We start from the raw sequence: 18,491 nt of genomic DNA, 5'->3' as shown, positions 1-18,491 counted from the left end.
TAGACTTTTAGGCAGAATGATGAATAATCGAAGTATTGCATTTCAGCTCAGTATCTATATTTTAGCTACAGTTACCATAATTGTAGCTATAGTTGTATATCTAAACTACAACTACAGTAATAAGCTTCTGATGCAAAAAATTGAAGAAAATGCTGTTCATCAGTCTGACAAAGTGACGAGGAGTATTGTGCATTATGTTGCTACGGCGCAGGAAGTTACACGAAACGTCAGCTATCAGGTAAGCTATTACAAAAGCCACGGCACTCTCGAAACATTTCTAAGAGAAGTCCTCCATCGAAATCCAATTCTATCGGGTTACCGATTAGAGCTACTGGGGGAAACGGAGAATGAATACCTCTCAATTTTTAATAAAGGCAATGGCGAATTCCTGGTTATGAATGACGATGAGTTTTGTCGCTCTCCTAAAATGGAAGAGATTAAGGAAATTGTAAAAAATCAAGAGGAAGGTCTGTGGTCCGAACCATTCTACTGCCCGCTAGATACGTCATTGTTGGTGATTAGTTTTACGAAAGCAATCCATTCTGGCGAAGGAAAATTGCTTGGTTATTTATCAGGACAGATCAACTTAAATTTCCTGAATGAGGCCGTTTCAGGCCTTAATATTATCAAAGGAGGTTTTTCATTTATTTTAAGCAAAGATGGAATATTTCTGGCTCATCCCAATTCAACGTGGGTTATGAACCAAAATATCTACGAAATTCAAGAAAAAATATTCCCGGAAAACCGAGAAAAATACGAGTCATTAATTCGCTCACACCAAGAGGGATCCGGATTTGCTTATCCGTCTGTGTTCAACTATCAAAAAGCATGGTTCCACTTTTCCACCGTACCATACACCTATTGGACAATCGTCATTGTTATTCCGGCCAAGCAGTTGTTTGCAGAACTGGATTTATTGTTGCGAAATATTATTTTGATTTCGGTTGTCGGCTTACTCGTTATTTTGCTGATTATATACTTGATATTTAGGCGAATGCTCTCTCCGTTGGCAGCCGTGGCCAAGTCAATAAAACGTCTTAGTTCAGGAGGTACTTTCCTGAGCGATCAGAAAAATGAAATTCGAATTTTGGCCTCCAGCCTCAATGACCTACAGGCACAGTACACAAAGCTTTTAAACGAACAAAACCAAAGTAAAAAAGATAAACGAAAAATTGAAAAAGATCTGAAATCGGCCAAGGAAATCCAAACAGCGATTATTCCGCCTGAATTCAAACCCAGTAAGAAGCATCCAGAAATTGATTTGTACGCAAGTCTCCATCCGGCAGAAACGATTGGGGGCGATTTGTACGACTACTTCTTTGTCGATTCAACTCATCTGCTATTTACCATTGGCGATGTGTCGGGTAAAGGTATTCCGGCAGCCTTATTTATGGCTGTTGCGCACACCTTAGTAAAAAGCAAATCGGTCGGTTTGCAGCCACATCAAATTATAGAGCAGGTTAACAATGAATTGTGTTTGCAAAACGCCAATCAGAATTTCCTTACCCTTTTTCTGGGGATTCTGAATATTGAGACCGGGGAGTTAAACTATTGCAATGCAGCACACAATTATCCCTACATACTTAGTACCGATCAACAAGTTACAGCACTCGAAAAAACACACGGCCTGCCAATCGGGGTCTACTCCTCCAAAGGATACAATGGCGATACTGGCTTTTTAAAAAGCGGGGATAGTTTGATCCTTTATTCGGATGGAATAACCGACTGTAAAAACGAAGATGGTGAATTTTTTGGAGCTAAACGTCTGCAACAATGCATTAATCAGATTCCGGTTGACTCTCCAGCCAAGAAGTCAGTTCAGATTATTCTGAATCATATAGTTGATTTTAGAGGCGATGCAGATCAGTCGGATGATATAAGCCTGATGGTTATCCATTACAAAGGTAAACCAACACTATAGATTATCTTTTTATCAACCTTTTATTGAACGCCCCTCCATGCGTTACATCGGCAGCTTGAAATAAAATCAGGTGTGTAACTTTAGTTCTGGTGCTATCTAAAACCAAAAAGTATGACATATTTTCAAAGTATTTCACTCGGTGTGGCAAGTATATTAATTAGTGTACTTGTAACGATCATTGTTATTCGAATTTTGCGCGGCTTAGCGAAAAAAGAGAATAATGAATATATATGGCTTAAAATTGTAAAGCGAATCAGTCTGCCTTTAAGTTTGCTAATTACCTTCAGCTTTATAACCGTACTTTTTCCCTTCGATAAATTAGCTGGTTTGCAACTCGACCTTCATATTTTGCATTCTATATCATTCAATATTATAATTTGTTGGCTGCTAATTGTTGCGATTAAAAGTCTGAGACTTATTGTGTTGGCCAAGTACGATCTCTCCATCGAAAATAACTTGAAAGCCCGAAAAATACAGACTCAGATTATTGTCATCGAGCGCATTCTAATCGTCATTGTTCTTTTGATTGCCTTTGCCGTTTCGCTGCTGAGTTTTCCGAAAATAAGACAAGTTGGAATGAGTTTATTGGCTAGTGCAGGGATCGCCGGAATTATCATCGGTTTTGCTGCACAGCGAAGTATTGCACTGTTTCTTGCCGGCTTTCAGATTGCATTTACCCAGCCCATCCGACTCGACGATGTTGTGATTGTAGAAGGAGAGTGGGGATGGATTGAAGAAATTACGCTGACCTATGTTGTCGTGCGTATTTGGGATAAAAGACGCCTGATCGTTCCAATTACTTTTTTTATCGACAAACCATTTCAGAACTGGACCAGAACCTCCGCTGAGATTATGGGAACCGTTTTTATTTATGTTGACTATGGATTTCCTGTCGATGCGATGCGAGAAGAATTAACTCGAATATTAGAACGAACCAAAGAGTGGGATGGGAAAGTAAATGTACTTCAAGTGACTGATGCCAAAGAACTGACCATGGAAATTAGAGCACTGGTGAGTGCCGCCAATTCTCCCGCAGCATGGGATCTTCGCGTAAAAGTAAGAGAGGAATTGATTCGCTTTGTACAAGAAAAATACCCGCAGTATTTACCAAAAACTCGTGTCGTTTTACCCAACTTAGTGGAAACAAAAAAGCCGGTATAAAACCGGCTTTTTATTCAATTTATGCTTTTTCGGCTGCGCCCAAAATTTTAACCTTAATTTTCTCATTCTTTTTATCGAAACCAATTGAGACTGTATCGCCCTCAGTTATCGACGCCCGAATAATCACCTCCGCCATTTCGTCCTCCAAATATTTCTGAATGGCTCTCTTCAGCGGACGTGCACCATATTGCGTATCGTAACCTTTATCGGCAATGAATTCTTTCGCCGCTTTCGAAATCTTCAGTTTATAATTTAAGGACGCAACACGGTCATACAGCCCTTTCAATTCGATATCAATAATTTTATAGATGTCTTCTTTCGACAGCGTGTTGAACATGATCACGTCATCAATACGGTTCAGGAATTCAGGAGCAAAAGCTTTTTTTAGCGCTTTTTCAATAATGTATTTCGCGTGATCCGACTCGTCCTCGACTGACTTGGAGGTCGAAAATCCAACACCACGACCAAAATCTTTCAACTGGCGCGAACCAATGTTTGAGGTCATAATAATAATGGTGTTTTTGAAGTCGATATTCCGACCTAAACTATCAGTCAATCGCCCCTCATCAAGAACTTGCAACATCAAATGGAAAACATCCGGGTGAGCTTTCTCAATCTCATCCAATAGTATCACTGAATAGGGTTTGCGACGAACTTTCTCGGTTAGCTGTCCTCCTTCTTCGTACCCAATGTATCCGGGAGGAGCACCAACCAATCGTGAAACAGAGAATTTTTCCATGTATTCACTCATGTCGATTCGAATTAAAGAGTCGACGCTGTCGAACAAGTATTTGGCAATAACTTTAGCCAGCTGAGTTTTTCCAACACCAGTAGGGCCAAGGAAGATAAATGATCCAATTGGTTTGTTCGGATCTTTCAATCCGGCACGGTTGCGTTGAATTGCCTTTACTATTTTCTGAATCGCATCATCCTGACCGACAACACTTCCTTTGAGTTTCTGCCCCATATTCATCAGGCGTTTTCCTTCTGCCTGTGCAATACGCTGAACCGGCACTCCCGACATCATGGCTACAACTTCGGCTACTTTATCCTCAGTAACTCGCTCGCGATGGCTCAGAAGTTCTTTCTCCCAAGCTTCTTTTTCGTCATCGAGCAATTGTAGCAAATTCTTTTCTTTATCGCGAAAACCTGCTGCAAGCTCAAAATTCTGGCTTTTTACGGCCTTAATTTTTTCTTCGCGGGTTGTTTCAATTTTCTGTTCCAGTTTCACAATCCGATCCGGTACATTGATATTCGAAATATGAACCCTTGAACCAGCTTCATCCAAAGCGTCGATTGCTTTATCCGGTAAAAAACGATCGGTGATATACCTGGAGGTTAACTTCACACAGGCATCAATAGCTTCCTGTGAATAGATTACGTTGTGGTGATCTTCGTACCGCTCTTTAATATTATTCAGAATTTGAATCGTCTCGTCAACAGTGGTTGGTTCGATCATCACTTTCTGGAAGCGTCTTTCCAGAGCACCATCTTTTTCAATCTGCTGACGATATTCGTCAAGAGTTGTTGCACCGATACATTGAATTTCGCCCCGGGCCAAAGCCGGCTTTAGCATATTGGCAGCGTCCAGCGAACCAGTCGCGCCGCCTGCTCCTACAATCGTGTGGATCTCATCAATAAAAAGTATCACGTTATTCACTTTTGAAAGCTCGTTTAAGATGGCTTTCATTCGTTCCTCAAATTGTCCCCGGTATTTTGTTCCGGCCACAATTGACGCAATATCCAAACTAACGACTCGCTTGTCAAACAAAACTCGAGAAACTTTCTTTTGAATGATGCGAAGAGCCAGTCCCTCGGCGATTGCCGATTTACCGACACCTGGCTCACCGATCAAAATCGGATTGTTTTTTTTCCTGCGCGAAAGAATTTGCGCCAGACGTTCAATTTCCTTTTCTCGTCCGACAATCGGATCCAGATTGTTTTCTTCAGCAGCTTTAGTGATATCTACACCGAAATTATCGAGCACCGGAGTCTCCGATTTATTCGATCCTGTTTTTTTCGGTGCACCTGACGATGGCGATTTCGAAAACGGATCATCAGCGTCGTCGTCATCATCACCACCAAATTCAGATTTCGCTTCCGGCTGCTTATAGTCTTCCAGACGCGACTTCAAAATATAGTAGTTAATGTGATAGTCGTTCAAAATTGTTGCTATCTGACTGTCCTTATCTTTCAAAATGGCAAGCAGCAAGTGTCCTGTACTAATTGTTTGGCTATTCAAAGCACGCGCTTCTAAATAGACTAATTTAAGCGCCTTTTCGGCTGATTTTAAGAGTTGTACCGAAGCTTGCGGATCAATTTCCTTATCGGTCCTGAGCTCATTTTCAACGGCGATTTTAACTTCTGATAAATTAATCCCTAAACCGCTTAAAATGTCTATTGCAATACCTTCACCATCTCTCAAAATTCCCAGAAAAATATGCTCTAGCCCAATTTGTTCATTCCCTAAACGAATCGCCTCCTCGCGACTGTAGGAAAGTACATCTTTTATTCTTGGTGAGAATTGAGAATCCATACGCATTTAAGTTATATTGTTGTGGTTTTTTCTGTAACAAAAAACAATCCCAAAAAGTTGTTTCAATCTGAAATGTAAAAATAGCATTTATCCTTTTAAATATACACAAATGCCCTTAGTGCAACTATTTGCACCCGGGTAATTTTTAAACATTGCTTTGTTGAAATTTAATTGACTAAGCCCCATTAAAAAGCGTTTAATCACACGGCTTTTAACAGTATTTTTTTAATTTTGTAAGTCGTTTTTTTTACAAGTAAAAATCTTTAAAAGGAGCATTAAATGACTGAAGGCGAAAGAATTATTAAGATTAATATTGAAGAGCAGATGAAAACTGCCTACATTGACTACTCAATGTCGGTAATTGTATCCCGTGCTCTGCCAGATGTTCGTGACGGTTTAAAGCCGGTTCATCGCCGAGTATTGTTCGGAATGAGCGAGTTAGGAATTTTATCCAATAGACCATATAAAAAATCAGCCAGGATCGTGGGTGAGGTTCTTGGTAAGTATCACCCGCATGGCGACTCGTCAGTTTATATGACGATGGTACGTATGGCCCAGGATTGGTCATTGCGGTACCCTTTAATCGACGGACAAGGAAACTACGGTTCAATTGATGGAGATAGCCCTGCGGCAATGCGTTATACCGAAGCGAGAATGGCTAAAATTGCTGAAGAAACCTTAAGCGATTTGGATAAAAATACCGTCGATTTTCAACCTAACTTTGACGAATCGCTGAATGAACCAACCGTTCTTCCAACACGAATTCCAAACTTATTAGTAAACGGAGCTTCAGGTATTGCTGTTGGTATGGCAACCAATATGCCACCACACAACTTAACAGACACCATCAACGCAACAATTGCCTATATTGAAAATAGGGAGATTGAAATCGCTGATTTAATTCCAATTATCAAAGCCCCTGATTTTCCTACTGGTGGTATTATTTACGGCTACAAAGGGGTTGAAGAGGCCTTTGAAACAGGACGCGGAAGAGTTGTTATCCGTGGAAAAGCACACATCGAAACGCATGGAAATGGTCGTGAACGAATTATTGTGACCGAAATTCCGTATATGGTTAACAAAGCCGAGTTAATCATAAAAATTGCAGAACTCGTAAATGAAAAGAAAATTGAAGGTATTTCTAATATCAACGACGAATCGGACCGTGATGGTATGCGGATTGTGATTGATGTGAAAAAAGATGAAATATCAAATGTCGTTCTCAATAAGTTGTTTAAGTACACGCAGTTACAAACTTCGTTTAGTGTAAACAATATTGCTTTGGTTAAAGGGCGGCCAAAATTGCTAAACCTAAAAGAATTGATTCACTATTTTGTTGAACACCGTCACGATGTGGTTGTTCGCCGAACAAAATATGAATTGGAGCAGGCCGAAAAAAGAGCACATATTCTGGAAGGATTGATAATTGCCTCGGATAATATCGATGAGGTGATTGCCATAATTCGTGGTTCGAAAACGCCCGATGAAGCTCGGGAAAGTTTAATCGCCAGATTCAACTTGTCTGAAATTCAGGCCCGTGCAATTGTTGAAATGCGCCTCCGTCAATTAACCGGACTAGAGCAAGATAAGCTTCATTCTGAATATGAAGATATTATTAAATTCATCGAACGCTGTAAAGAAATCCTCGCAAACGAGGAGCTTCGGATGCAAATCATCAAAGACGAGTTGATTGCAGTCAGAGAACAATATGGCGATGAGCGTAAAACGGAAATTGTTCCAAACGCAGAAGAATTTAACCCGGAAGATTTCTATGCTGATGAAGATATGGTAATTACGATATCGCATCTCGGCTACATTAAGCGGACACCATTAACTGAGTTTAAGACCCAGGGCAGAGGAGGAGTTGGCTCAAAAGGAAGTAATACACGCGATGAAGATTTTCTGGAGCATTTATTTATCGCCACAATGCACAACACCCTCTTGCTTTTTACTGAAAAAGGAAGGTGTTTCTGGCTCAAAGTATATGAAATTCCGGAAGGAACGAAAACATCAAAAGGCCGGGCAATTCAAAACCTGCTGAACATTGAGCAAGATGATCAGGTCCTGGCTTATATCAATGTAAAACGTTTAGATGATCCGGAGTATATCAATAACAACTTCATTATTCTTTGTACTCAAAATGGTATCATCAAGAAAACTTCACTAGAAGCCTACTCACGCCCACGTCAAAACGGAATCAACGCGATTACCGTTCGCGATGGAGACCGATTGCTTGAAGCTCGTTTAACCAACGGGAACCATGAAATTATCATCGCAGTGAAATCCGGCAAAGCCATTCGTTTCCACGAAAACATCGTTCGTGCCATCGGTCGTACGGCCTCCGGAGTAAGGGGTATAACCCTTGCAAATGAGCAAGATCGGGTAGTTGGCATGATATCTGTAGAAAACCAGTCAGAGGATGTGCTCGTTGTATCGGAGAAAGGTTATGGAAAACGTTCCAGTATCGAAGACTACCGCGTTACGAATCGCGGAGGAAAAGGAGTTAAGACGCTTAACATAACCGAAAAGACCGGAAATTTGATTGCAATCAAGAGTGTTGTTGACTCTAATGACTTGATGATAATTACTGAAAATGGAATTATTATCCGCTTACCGATTTCGGAAGTGCGTGTTATGGGACGCGCGACCCAGGGAGTTCGTCTGATTAATCTTCGCGGTGACGATGCTATTGCGTCAATTGCCCGTGTAGAATTTCAGGAAAGCGATTCAGACCTGATTGAAGGTGAAGATGAAGCTGAAACTTCTGAAAATGAAGATTAAAGAATATCTTGAAATTTGTTCGCATAACATTAAAAATTAAATTTGTAGCAAAAAAGTATCTTAAATTAACTATGATGATGAAGAAGACAATTTTATTGTTAGCCATACTAATTACTACTGTGGCTGGCTCTTACGCCCAAAAAGGGAAAGTCACCAGCGCTCAAACGTTGAAAGACGCAGGGAAACTAAGTGAGGCGTTGGATGTGATCAACGAAGCGATTGATCCGAATAATCCAAAATCAGAAAAATCAATTCCGTGGCCTAAAACATGGGCTGTTCGTGGTGAAATTTACCATGCCATATACAAATCAAAAGATGCTAATGTTAAGAAATTAGCTAAAGATCCATTGAATACGGCATTGGAATCATTTAAGAAAGCTCTTGAGTTGGACACCAAAGGATCCATGAAAAATGCAGTTAAAATCAATTTGACTTTATTGATCAATGACTTCACAGATCAAGCAGTTAAAGGCTTTAATGACAATGATTATGACCTGGCTCTGAAGTCTTTTGAAGATATTTTAGAGGTGCAAAAAGTACCAGTAATGATTGAGGAACCTGCAACAGTTGATACTGTAATTATTTTCAATGCTGGCTTAGCAGCGTACAACGCTGAAAAGTACGACAAAGCAATTGAATATTACAAAGAAGCCGCAAAATATGGTTACAATGGTGCACGTACTTTCGAGCTTATTTCTTCAAGCTATATTAATAAGCAAGATACGGTTAGCGCATTGACTACTTTGCAGGAAGGTTTCGAAAAATATCCGGAGAACAGTGCAATCCTAGTGCAAATGATTAACATTTACATGACTGCCAACAAGACGGATGAAGCCATGAAATATTTGGAATTAGCAATTGAGCAGGATCCGGAAAATGCATCTTTTTATTTCGCAAAAGGAGCTTTAAATGATAAATTGGGCGATACTGAAAAAGCGATTTCTGCTTATGAAAAAGCAATCGAACTTAAAGACGATTATTTCGATGCATACTATAATCTGGGAGCAATTTATTACAACAAAGGCGTTAAGCAGTTGGATGTAGCAAATTCAGTTCCAACGAACAAACCAGACCAGTATGAAGCTGAAAAAGCAAAAGCTGATGTTGAGTTCACAAAAGCAATTCCATTCATGGAAAAAGCTTCTGAGATAAATGCTGAAGACACTTACTCTTTAGAATCATTAAAACAATTGTACTATCGCTTGAAAATGATGGACAAGTTTGATGAAGTAAATAAGAAACTGGAAGATCTTAAATAAGAATGAGAGGGATTAAATTCCCTCTTTTTTTATCCACATAAAAATAACATAATATCAACTATAGGACAAGTATATTTGAGTAAATTGGCTAATCTCCAGTTACTCTTCGTTTCTATTCCAACTGCATTTTCCGTACCTCTATTGTTCCTTGCGCTACCTAGCTCTAGGCAATGTTTACCTACAAACGGCTTCGATATATCCACGAACTTAACCAGCTTTTTTGAACTTACTAATATTCTTCTGATTTCGATGCATCCGAATTTATTGACATTGCTCCTGGAAATTGAGCGTTTTTCCAGTTACTGCATATTCTCTTATTTTCGACCGATATGCAACCACGTTTCAAATATGCCGAAGATTTTAAGTTAATTATGTTTTGTTCATTTTCCGTAATATCAATATCGACTTTATTAAGAGATTGGTGGTTCATGCAACTTTATAGCCAGAATAAAGTGATTGGGAACTATAAGCACGACTAGCATCCGGTGAGTGCTGATACAGAATAATCATTCATTTAAGAGATTAATATGGAAGGGACATCAGATTATACACTCCACTTTATAAAATGTTTGCAGAGAAATGTAAACCGACCTGTAAAGAATGAAGATAACAAATGTAAATCTAACTGTGTTTACATTTAGCAACTACACAAACCGCATTTAAACAGTTAGTTCCATAGCATACAATCGCATCACATCTAATTCCAAACTAGCGAAGCCACAAATCTGACACCACTTAATACACATATGTAAACGAGCGGTTTTTGGTATTTTGTGCATTAATTTGTTCTCAAAGTATAGAACTCCTCAAGACTCAAATTGATAATATCCTGAACTTCTCTCACAACTTTTGATTTTGATCTCAGGCGAAAAGCCTTGTCGTCATCTCGCTTTTTCAACAGCGCATCTTTTAGCAGATACATTGCTTTGATCATTTTTCGTAACCTTTCTTGTTCCATAGCTCGCGATGTTTTTAACTAAAAATACGAACTTGTTGTCAATCGACCGATTAATCCCAAATTATGTCATTCTTAAGAAACTGTAAAGTCACAGTTAAATATAAACATCTGTTTCCACGTTGCTCGGGGCATTCAGAAAGAGCTTTCCTCCCGGGAAATGTGCTTGACAGGGAGCATGCTTGTCTCAGGTCGTGTTGTCCAGAAGAAATAAAAAAGAGCACGATAAAAATATCGTGCTCTTCGCTAAAATAAATTATCGTAGATTATCTATTTAAATTCACTTTTGAGTTGCTCAACCCATTTTTCAACTCGCCCTTTAGTCAAACGAGCTTGATTTTCCTGATCGATGCATAAGCCGCAGAATTGCTCTCCACGTTCGGCACGACTAGACTCATAGCTGTATCCTTCGTTTGACGTGAAACCAACTATTTTACCTCCGAGCGATTCAATTAGTTCAGCAAAAATACCAACACCATCATTAAAATTTTCCGGGTAACCTTTTTGATCTCCCAAACCATAAATGGCAAATTTTTTACCCGACAAATCCATGTCTTCAAGTGCTGGTACGAACTCATCCCAGTAATTTGGTAATTCTCCATCCCACCAAGTCGCTACACCAATAATATAGTTGTCAAATTTTAAGAACGATTCTTCGTTTACTTCTTCGGCATTGATTATTTCTAGATTTTCACTGCCAAAGGCTTCCACAATTTTCTCACTGACTTTTGAGGTTTTGTTGGTGTGGAAACTGTAAAATATACCTGTTTTGCTCATGATTATCCTTTTTAATATGCGATTAATTCTTTTGCTGCTGCCATAATCTTCTCGGTATTAGGTAGAATGGCTTTTTCCAGAATCCGATTAAAACCTACCGGAGTATATGGAGAACCAATCCGCTTAACCGGGGCATCCAGATATTCAAAAGCTTCTTCCATGATCATCGATGTAACTTCTGCTCCAAAGCCAGCAAATACCTTATCTTCGTGAACAACAAGTACTTTGTTGGTTTTTTTCACCGAATTCAAGATCCCTTCTTTATCCAGCGGAACAATGGATCTCAAGTCGATCACTTCAACATCAATACCATCCTCTGCCAGCTTATCGGCTGCCTCCAGACTGTGAATCAGTGTGTTTCCATAAGTAACCAGAGTGACATCTTTACCAGGGCGGCGAATTCGACATTTGCCAAATGGAACTTCAAAATCGTCAGGTATCGACGATGCTGCTTGTGGTGCATTATACAATGCTTTTGGCTCCATAAATACAGTCATCCCGCGCGAACGCATAGACGTACGTAATAAACCGGCAGCATCATCAGCAAAAGTCGGATAAACGATCCGAACCCCCGGAATGGTAGCTAAAGCTCCTTCAATATTTTGAGAGTGATATAAACCTCCACCAATGTACCCACCAGAAGCCAACCGGATGGTCATGTTCGGCACAAACTGTCCGTTCGAGCGCCAGTAATCGTGACTCGACTCTACGTATTGCTCCATTGCCGGCCAAAAATAGTCAGCAAATTCAGCTCCTTCAATAACAATCCTTATTTTATCATTAAAACGACTCATTCCGTTCGCGGTACCAACAATGAAATCTTCAGCAATTGGTGCGCTAAAAACGCGTTGGTCTCCAAATTCTTGCTGCATTCCTTTCGTTACGTTGAATGCTCCACCTTTCTCTTTATTGGCCACATCCTGCCCCCAGATAAACGTGTCCGGATTCTCACGGAATTCTTCTTTCAACGTTTTATTAATGGCATCAACCAATTTGATCTTTTCACCGTCGTTGTTATGTGTTCCATCCGGATACTTGGAAGCCTCGTAAGGCTCAGGCATCACAAAGTCGAAAATTGTTGCCGGATCCGGATCCGGAGCCTTCATCGCTTTTTTGTGAGCATCTTTTACAATCGCTTTCGCGTCATCTTCAATCGACTGTAATTCTTCCTCCGTAAAACGATTGTATTTCAGCAACATGCGTGTGAATTTCGCAAGCGGATCGTAAACGCGAACATAGTTACGTTCGTTTTCGCTACGATACAATTCGTGACGGTCTGAATTGGAGTGTGACTCCATTCGTACACAATTTGCCTGAACAATAACCGGTTCCCCGGCTTCCAAGACATGTTTTTTGGCCTCGGCCATGGCATTCATTGAGTCGAATATGTCTTTCCCATTACAATGAATAATCCGTAGATTCTTAAAACCGCTGAAATTGTTAGCTGCTTTTCGATTGGCTGTTTGCATGTTTTTAGGGACCGATATACCATACCCATTATCCTGCAACACAAATATTACCGGTAGTTTTTCTCTGGAAGCTCCGTTAATCGCTTCATATACGTAACCTTCCGAAGTTGAAGATTCACCGTGAGAAGTGATTGAAACACCTTTCTGTCCGTAGTACTTCAATGCACGAGCCACCCCAACAGCGTGCAGGTCGTGGTTTCCGGTACAACTTGATACGTTGTGAATGTTCCACTCGGGCTTCGCGAAGTGGTTCGACATATGCCGTCCTCCGCCGGCTACATCAGTCGCTTTAGAAATACCATTGAGGATGATCTCTTCAGCTGTCAGTCCGGCCGAGAAACAAGTCATCATATCTCGGTAATAAGGAAACAAGTGATCGGTATTCCGATCGAAAACCTGTCCGATTGCAAATTGAATTCCATCATGCCCGGCATAAGGCGCATGATACGACCAACCAATGGCTTGTTTGAGGTAATTTGGAGCTCGTTCGTCAAGCTTACGTCCTACAACCAAGGTTGTATACCACTGGCGAAGGACATCCTTGTCTACGTTCTTAATTGTATAAATTTTGGGATAAATGCTGCTCATTTGGATTAAATTTTTCTGTTAACGTCAAATTCTTCGAGAAGATCGGCAATTCGTCTAATGAACGCGCCACCTAGTGCACCGTCAATAATCCGGTGATCGTACGATAGCGATAAGAACATTTTGTGACGGACAGCAAACACATCTCCGGCCGGTGTTTCTATCACGGCTGGTTTCTTAGTGATGTTTCCTGTTGCCAGGATAGCAACCTCGGGTTGATTGATGATTGGTGTACCAATGTCGTTTTTGAATGTCCCGAAATTACTTATACTAAAGGTACCTCCAGATATTTCATCGGGTGTTAATTTGTTTGCACGTGCACGGTTAGCCAAATCATTCATCGATGAAGTCAGGCCAACGAGGTTTTTCTGATCAGCATCGCGGACTACGGGAACAATCAGGTTACCGTCTGGCTTGGCTACAGCAACACCAATATTTACTTTGCCACGCAAAATTATTTTATCTCCGTCAACCGAAGCATTCAACATTGGGAACTCACGAAGTGCGGTCGCTGCAGCTTCTATAAATACTGGCATGAAGGTCAGTTTTTGCCCGTATTTGGCGAGGAATTCATCTTTAACTTTATTTCGCCAAAGGACAACGTTTGTCACATCTGTTTCAACAACCGAGGTTACATGAGGTGCAGTTGTGACCGATTGAACCATGCGCTCAGCAATAATTTTTCGAATGCGGTCCATTTCAATCACTTTATCATCTCCGCCAACGGTAATATTAACCTTTGGTGCTGCTGGCTTCGAGGCTACAGCTACTGGTGCTGCAGGCTTGGAAGGAGTCTCTTTTTGCTCCCCTTTACCGGCCAGATAATCCAATACGTCTTGTTTTTGAACCCGGCCACCGGTGCCGCTGCCTTCTATTTTCTCCAATTCCTCCAAAGAAATGTTCTCTTCTTTTGCAATCGATCGCACTAGAGGGGAATAAAAACGAGTCGATTCTTTAAAGTCAGCAGAAACAGTTTCTGTTTTTGTAGTTGAAGCTTTTTCTTTTGTATCGGCAGGTTCCGTTTTTTCGTCATTAGCTGAACTGGAATCGTCATCGTCGTCATCAGTTTGGATGATGGCTACTATTTCTCCTACTGGCACAATTGAATCAACTTCGAAAAGTATTTTTTTTATCACACCGTCTACCGGTGAAGGGATTTCCGAATCAACCTTTTCCGTAGCGATTTCGAAAAGCATATCATCCTCTTCAATTCTGTCTCCCTCTTTCACAAACCACTTTGTAATAGTTGCTTCCTGAACACTTTCGCCCATCTTGGGCATTTGGATTTTAAAATCTGACATTTTCCAATTTATTTGTTTAACACTTTATTATCTGGAATTTTCACCACATTAAACACACAGCGATTCGAAATGTTCAAGTAAAATCAGACTTCACAGAGAGTAAATGTTGTCTGATAAAACGATACTTCCGCAGAAAAAAATGAAGAAATGTTTTCTTGATAAATTACACCCGTGAATCAGTTCTCGATAACTATTCTATCAAAAACTCCTACAATATCGGCTGGGTTATTAGTGGCTCTCAATTCGGCCTCGATTGGTGATGTATCTCTCTGTACAATTTGAAGGCATTTTTTCAGGATATTTCTAAACTCATCCTCTGCTACGTTTTTTTCCAGCGTGCCTTTTTTCATGCATTTACAAAAATACTTCGACAACTTTTGAACTGAGTAATAGAGATCTGGTTTGATAATTTCGATGGAGGTTTGAAAGTCGGGTGCTCCCATATTTACCTTTTTGGAATACACCTGATTAAACTTCGAGAGAAACATTCGTACGTCTTCGCTGAGGTATTGATTTTGCTCGCATTCAGCGATCGGTGCTAAACTAAGCGGAGTGGCTTCATAGACCCATTTTTCTTGCGCCTCGGTGCAAACGGTCATAAAGCTCAACAAACAAAATAAAATCGTTACCCTCATCTCAACCTTCATGAATTACCCTCCTAAATTAGCAAGAATGATGAAAGATGAAAAAATAGTGACGTTAAAATTTATTAAACGAGTTTAATTTGCAGCGATAACCTGTAAATTTTGAATCGGATAATAGTTGAAAAGATCTTGCTCCGGCCAGTCTTTCACCCGTGAACAGATCTTATGCATTAACGAATTTATGTCATTCGCCAACAGCGATCCTTTCCAACTGCTGGTATTCGAAATGAAAACCCAGGTAAGACCATCTTCTGTGCGTTTTATCATTGCAGATGTTCCGGCCATACTTCCTGTTCGAATCCAGCTACCGTAGTTTGAAGTCGTTTTCCAGCCTAAAGGGCCTTTAGCATAAGTATTGTCTGTCATTTCCAATATGCTCGACGAGGACAGAATATCCTGAACACCGGTTTTACCATCGATGTAGGTTAGCAAGCGGGCTAACTCAATCGACGAACAAATCCAGCCGCCAGCGGCACCAAGCAATTCGATCGGATTACCTCCATCCGATTTTCTGACCATTTTTTCAGAACCGTTATACTCCGGAACCAAACTGCTACCTTCCGTTTCAAAGTAACAAACTTCATTTTCCCGACGGTTCTTCTGGTAACTGTTTCCCAGATGCATATCCACAATTCCGTTGGGGATCAATATATTATCCTGAATATAGCTTTCGTAGGATTTTCCGCTAACCGAGGCAATAACTTCTCCCAGGAACATGTAGCCCATGTTTGAATACGATGTTTGACTTCCGGGAGGGAATGACAATCGTCGATTGGCAATGTACTTGTAATAACTTTGGATTGTAGTCGGTGCCTTATCACCAACTTTCTGAGCAATAGCCAATGAATTAAAGGCAGGATCGCCATATCGTTGAGACCATCCTCCGGAATGCGCCAATAGCTGGCGGACGGTTATTTTATAGATGTTTTTATCGCGAACGTTATTGAAAACAGAATCTTTAATGATTGCATCGGGGCCAAAAACACGGTCATCCAAGCTTAACTTTTGCTCTTCAACCAATTTCATTACAGCAACGGCAGTAAGCAATTTTGAAACACTGGCCACCCGAAATAAGTTGCCGGGAGTTACTGGTTCGTTCCGATCATTCGCAATACCCAAACCTTTGGCATATACCAATTTATCATCTTTTACAACAGCAACGGAAACTCCTTCCAGCCCCCATTGCCGCATAAACCTTTCGATTTGCCTTTCAATATATGGCGAAGAAGAGAAGTTGGATAGCTCATTGCTAACCCGGTTATTCAACCCTTGAATTTCGAGTTGGTAATATGGAGGTATCTGCTTACGCGTATGGTAGCTTTTTGAGCTGTAGCTAAAAACCAAAACCATGATAATAAATAGATACTTGATATACCGCACGTTACAATTGTTAATTCAGTTTATACTTGTAAAGCTCCAATAATTTCATTGACCGAACTTAGTCGATGACGTTCTAAATAGTCATGAATCCCATCCACGATTTGAACCGGGATCGATGGATCGATAAATATTGCAGTTCCAACCTGAACGGCAGTTGCTCCGGCCAGCATGAATTCAATAGCGTCGGTAGCATTCATTATACCCCCCATACCGATAACCGGTACATTCACAGCCTGTGCAACTTGCCAAACCATACGCAATGCAATTGGTTTTATTGCCGAGCCAGACAGCCCACCGGTTATAGTTGATAGAACCGGCCTGCGTTTCTCCGCATCAATTGCCATTCCTAAAAAAGTGTTTACAAGAGACACACTGTCGGCTCCCTGGCCCACAACTGCTTTAGCAATCTCAGCAATATCGGTTACATTGGGTGAAAGCTTTACAATCAGCGGTTTGTGATAAACGGCACGAACCGCTTTTACCACTGCCTCAGCTGACGGGCAACTAACCCCAAAGGCCATTCCACCTTCTTTAACGTTTGGACAAGAAATATTCAGCTCAATTGCCGGTATTTTGTCCAACTCATTTATGCGCTCTGTCAGTTCTACATATTCTTCAATGGTAGACCCATTGACATTTACGATAAAATTAGAATCGACATCTTTTATCGTTGGATATATATTCTTAACGAAATTATCCACCCCTTTATTTTGCAGGCCAACCGCGTTTAGCATACCAGATGAAGTTTCGGCCATCCGAGGGTAGTTATTCCCTTCACGGTGCTTTAAAGTGGTTCCTTTCATTACGACTCCTCCCAATTTGGAGAGGTCGACAAAATCAGCGATTTCCTGACCAAATCCGCAAGTTCCCGATGCGGTTAAAACGGGATTTTTAAAAAGAAGGTCTTTAATCTTTATACTTAAATCTGCCATGTCAATTCTTTAATGTTGAACACCGGACCGTCGGTACAAACGCATTTATGTCCCGATGTTGTTTTTTCCACACAACACAAACACACTCCAAATCCGCAAGCCATCATGTTTTCGAGCGAAACTTCGCAAAACACGCCGGCTTTGGCAGCATCTGCAGCCACAGCTTTCATCATCGGATTGGGTCCACAAGTGTAAATTTTATCGAAATCAGCTAGTTCACTTTTGTATACAGAGTGATTTGTCACAAAACCTTCTTCTCCAAGGCTGCCGTCCTCTGTTGTAAAATAGAAATGGCCATTTGGCAAATATTCTCTCACATCTACATGGTCATTCGAACTCCGTGCACCAAGCAATACATGCACCTGATCTGCCTTAAGACCGCAAATTTTCGACAAAAAAAGCATTGGAGCGACACCGCTGCCTCCTCCAATTAAAAGCACTTTGTCGGTTGGTTCAGGCATTGAAAATCCATTTCCAAGTGGAAAAATTACACTGACTTTATCTCCAGCCTGGTATTCGGTGAATACTTTTGACCCTCGCCCCAATATTTTAACCAATAGTGAAAACTGCTTCTTTTCCGGATCAACGTCCAGAACAGAAAAAGGTCTGCGAAGAAAAATCTCGGTAGCCTTTTTAATTTCAACATTTACAAATTGACCGGGGAAAATCGGTGGTAATTCATTTTCGGCTTGTAATACCAGCCGGAAATTATCATGATTTAATTTCTTATTCTCAACGAGCAAAAGCTCTTGGATCGTTTTTTTCATTCCAAGTTGAATTTGCCCGCAAA

The 18,491-nt window shown here is 40.6% G+C and carries 13 protein-coding genes; 4 read left to right on the top strand and 9 right to left on the bottom strand.

Annotated features, from left to right (window positions below; genetic code table 11):
* Positions 1-16: 16 nt before the first annotated feature.
* Both ABZD21_RS01510 and ABZD21_RS01505 read left to right on the top strand, forming a co-directional pair.
* Positions 17-1,921, top strand: coding sequence for a SpoIIE family protein phosphatase (locus ABZD21_RS01510; RefSeq protein ID WP_372772347.1), 1,905 nt, complete (start codon positions 17-19; stop codon positions 1,919-1,921).
* A 111-nt stretch (positions 1,922-2,032) separates the two neighbouring features.
* Complete coding sequence (locus tag ABZD21_RS01505; RefSeq protein WP_372772345.1) at positions 2,033-3,082, top strand: mechanosensitive ion channel family protein; 1,050 nt, start codon at positions 2,033-2,035, stop codon at positions 3,080-3,082.
* A 19-nt stretch (positions 3,083-3,101) separates the two neighbouring features.
* Here the strand turns inward: ABZD21_RS01505 and ABZD21_RS01500 are convergent, their stop codons facing one another.
* Complete coding sequence (locus tag ABZD21_RS01500) at positions 3,102-5,618, bottom strand: ATP-dependent Clp protease ATP-binding subunit (protein ID WP_372772344.1); 2,517 nt, start codon at positions 5,616-5,618, stop codon at positions 3,102-3,104.
* A 279-nt stretch (positions 5,619-5,897) separates the two neighbouring features.
* Here ABZD21_RS01500 and gyrA point away from each other — a divergent pair, with 279 nt between their 5' ends.
* Positions 5,898-8,399, top strand: a complete 2,502-nt coding sequence (gene gyrA / locus ABZD21_RS01495; RefSeq protein WP_372772342.1) for a DNA gyrase subunit A — start codon at positions 5,898-5,900, stop codon at positions 8,397-8,399.
* Between the two features lie 77 nt (positions 8,400-8,476).
* Positions 8,477-9,658 (top strand): tetratricopeptide repeat protein, encoded by a 1,182-nt coding sequence (locus ABZD21_RS01490; protein WP_372772341.1) that lies wholly within the window; start codon positions 8,477-8,479, stop codon positions 9,656-9,658.
* Positions 9,659-10,436: 778 nt separating this feature from the next.
* Here ABZD21_RS01490 and ABZD21_RS01485 read toward each other — a convergent pair.
* The 8 genes from ABZD21_RS01485 to ABZD21_RS01450 form a co-directional block, all read right to left on the bottom strand.
* Positions 10,437-10,616, bottom strand: a complete 180-nt coding sequence (locus ABZD21_RS01485; protein ID WP_372772339.1) for a hypothetical protein — start codon at positions 10,614-10,616, stop codon at positions 10,437-10,439.
* Positions 10,617-10,883: 267 nt separating this feature from the next.
* Positions 10,884-11,390 carry a flavodoxin gene (locus tag ABZD21_RS01480; protein WP_372772337.1) on the bottom strand — a complete coding sequence of 169 codons (507 nt, stop codon included), beginning with the start codon at positions 11,388-11,390 and terminating at the stop codon, positions 10,884-10,886.
* A gap of 11 nt (positions 11,391-11,401) precedes the next feature.
* On the bottom strand, positions 11,402-13,447 hold the full coding sequence (locus ABZD21_RS01475) for a thiamine pyrophosphate-dependent enzyme (protein ID WP_372772335.1): 2,046 nt from the start codon (positions 13,445-13,447) through the stop codon (positions 11,402-11,404).
* Positions 13,448-13,452: 5 nt separating this feature from the next.
* A complete protein-coding gene (locus ABZD21_RS01470; protein ID WP_372772334.1) occupies positions 13,453-14,745 on the bottom strand; it encodes a dihydrolipoamide acetyltransferase family protein in 1,293 nt (430 codons plus the stop codon).
* A gap of 176 nt (positions 14,746-14,921) precedes the next feature.
* Positions 14,922-15,392 (bottom strand): hypothetical protein, encoded by a 471-nt coding sequence (locus ABZD21_RS01465; protein ID WP_372772332.1) that lies wholly within the window; start codon positions 15,390-15,392, stop codon positions 14,922-14,924.
* A 72-nt stretch (positions 15,393-15,464) separates the two neighbouring features.
* Complete coding sequence (locus ABZD21_RS01460) at positions 15,465-16,769, bottom strand: serine hydrolase domain-containing protein (RefSeq protein ID WP_372772330.1); 1,305 nt, start codon at positions 16,767-16,769, stop codon at positions 15,465-15,467.
* Between the two features lie 20 nt (positions 16,770-16,789).
* Complete coding sequence (locus ABZD21_RS01455) at positions 16,790-17,701, bottom strand: dihydroorotate dehydrogenase (RefSeq protein WP_372772328.1); 912 nt, start codon at positions 17,699-17,701, stop codon at positions 16,790-16,792.
* A complete protein-coding gene (locus ABZD21_RS01450) occupies positions 17,689-18,468 on the bottom strand; it encodes a dihydroorotate dehydrogenase electron transfer subunit (RefSeq protein WP_372772326.1) in 780 nt (259 codons plus the stop codon). The genes ABZD21_RS01455 and ABZD21_RS01450 overlap by 13 nt, the downstream gene beginning before the upstream one ends.
* Positions 18,469-18,491 lie beyond the last annotated feature (23 nt).

This window comes from Mangrovibacterium sp. (assembly GCF_041596335.1).
In the GTDB taxonomy this organism is placed as follows: Bacteria; Bacteroidota; Bacteroidia; order Bacteroidales; family Prolixibacteraceae; genus Mangrovibacterium.
Note: the sequence above shows the minus strand (reverse complement) of the source record. Positions and strands in the feature narration are given on the sequence as shown.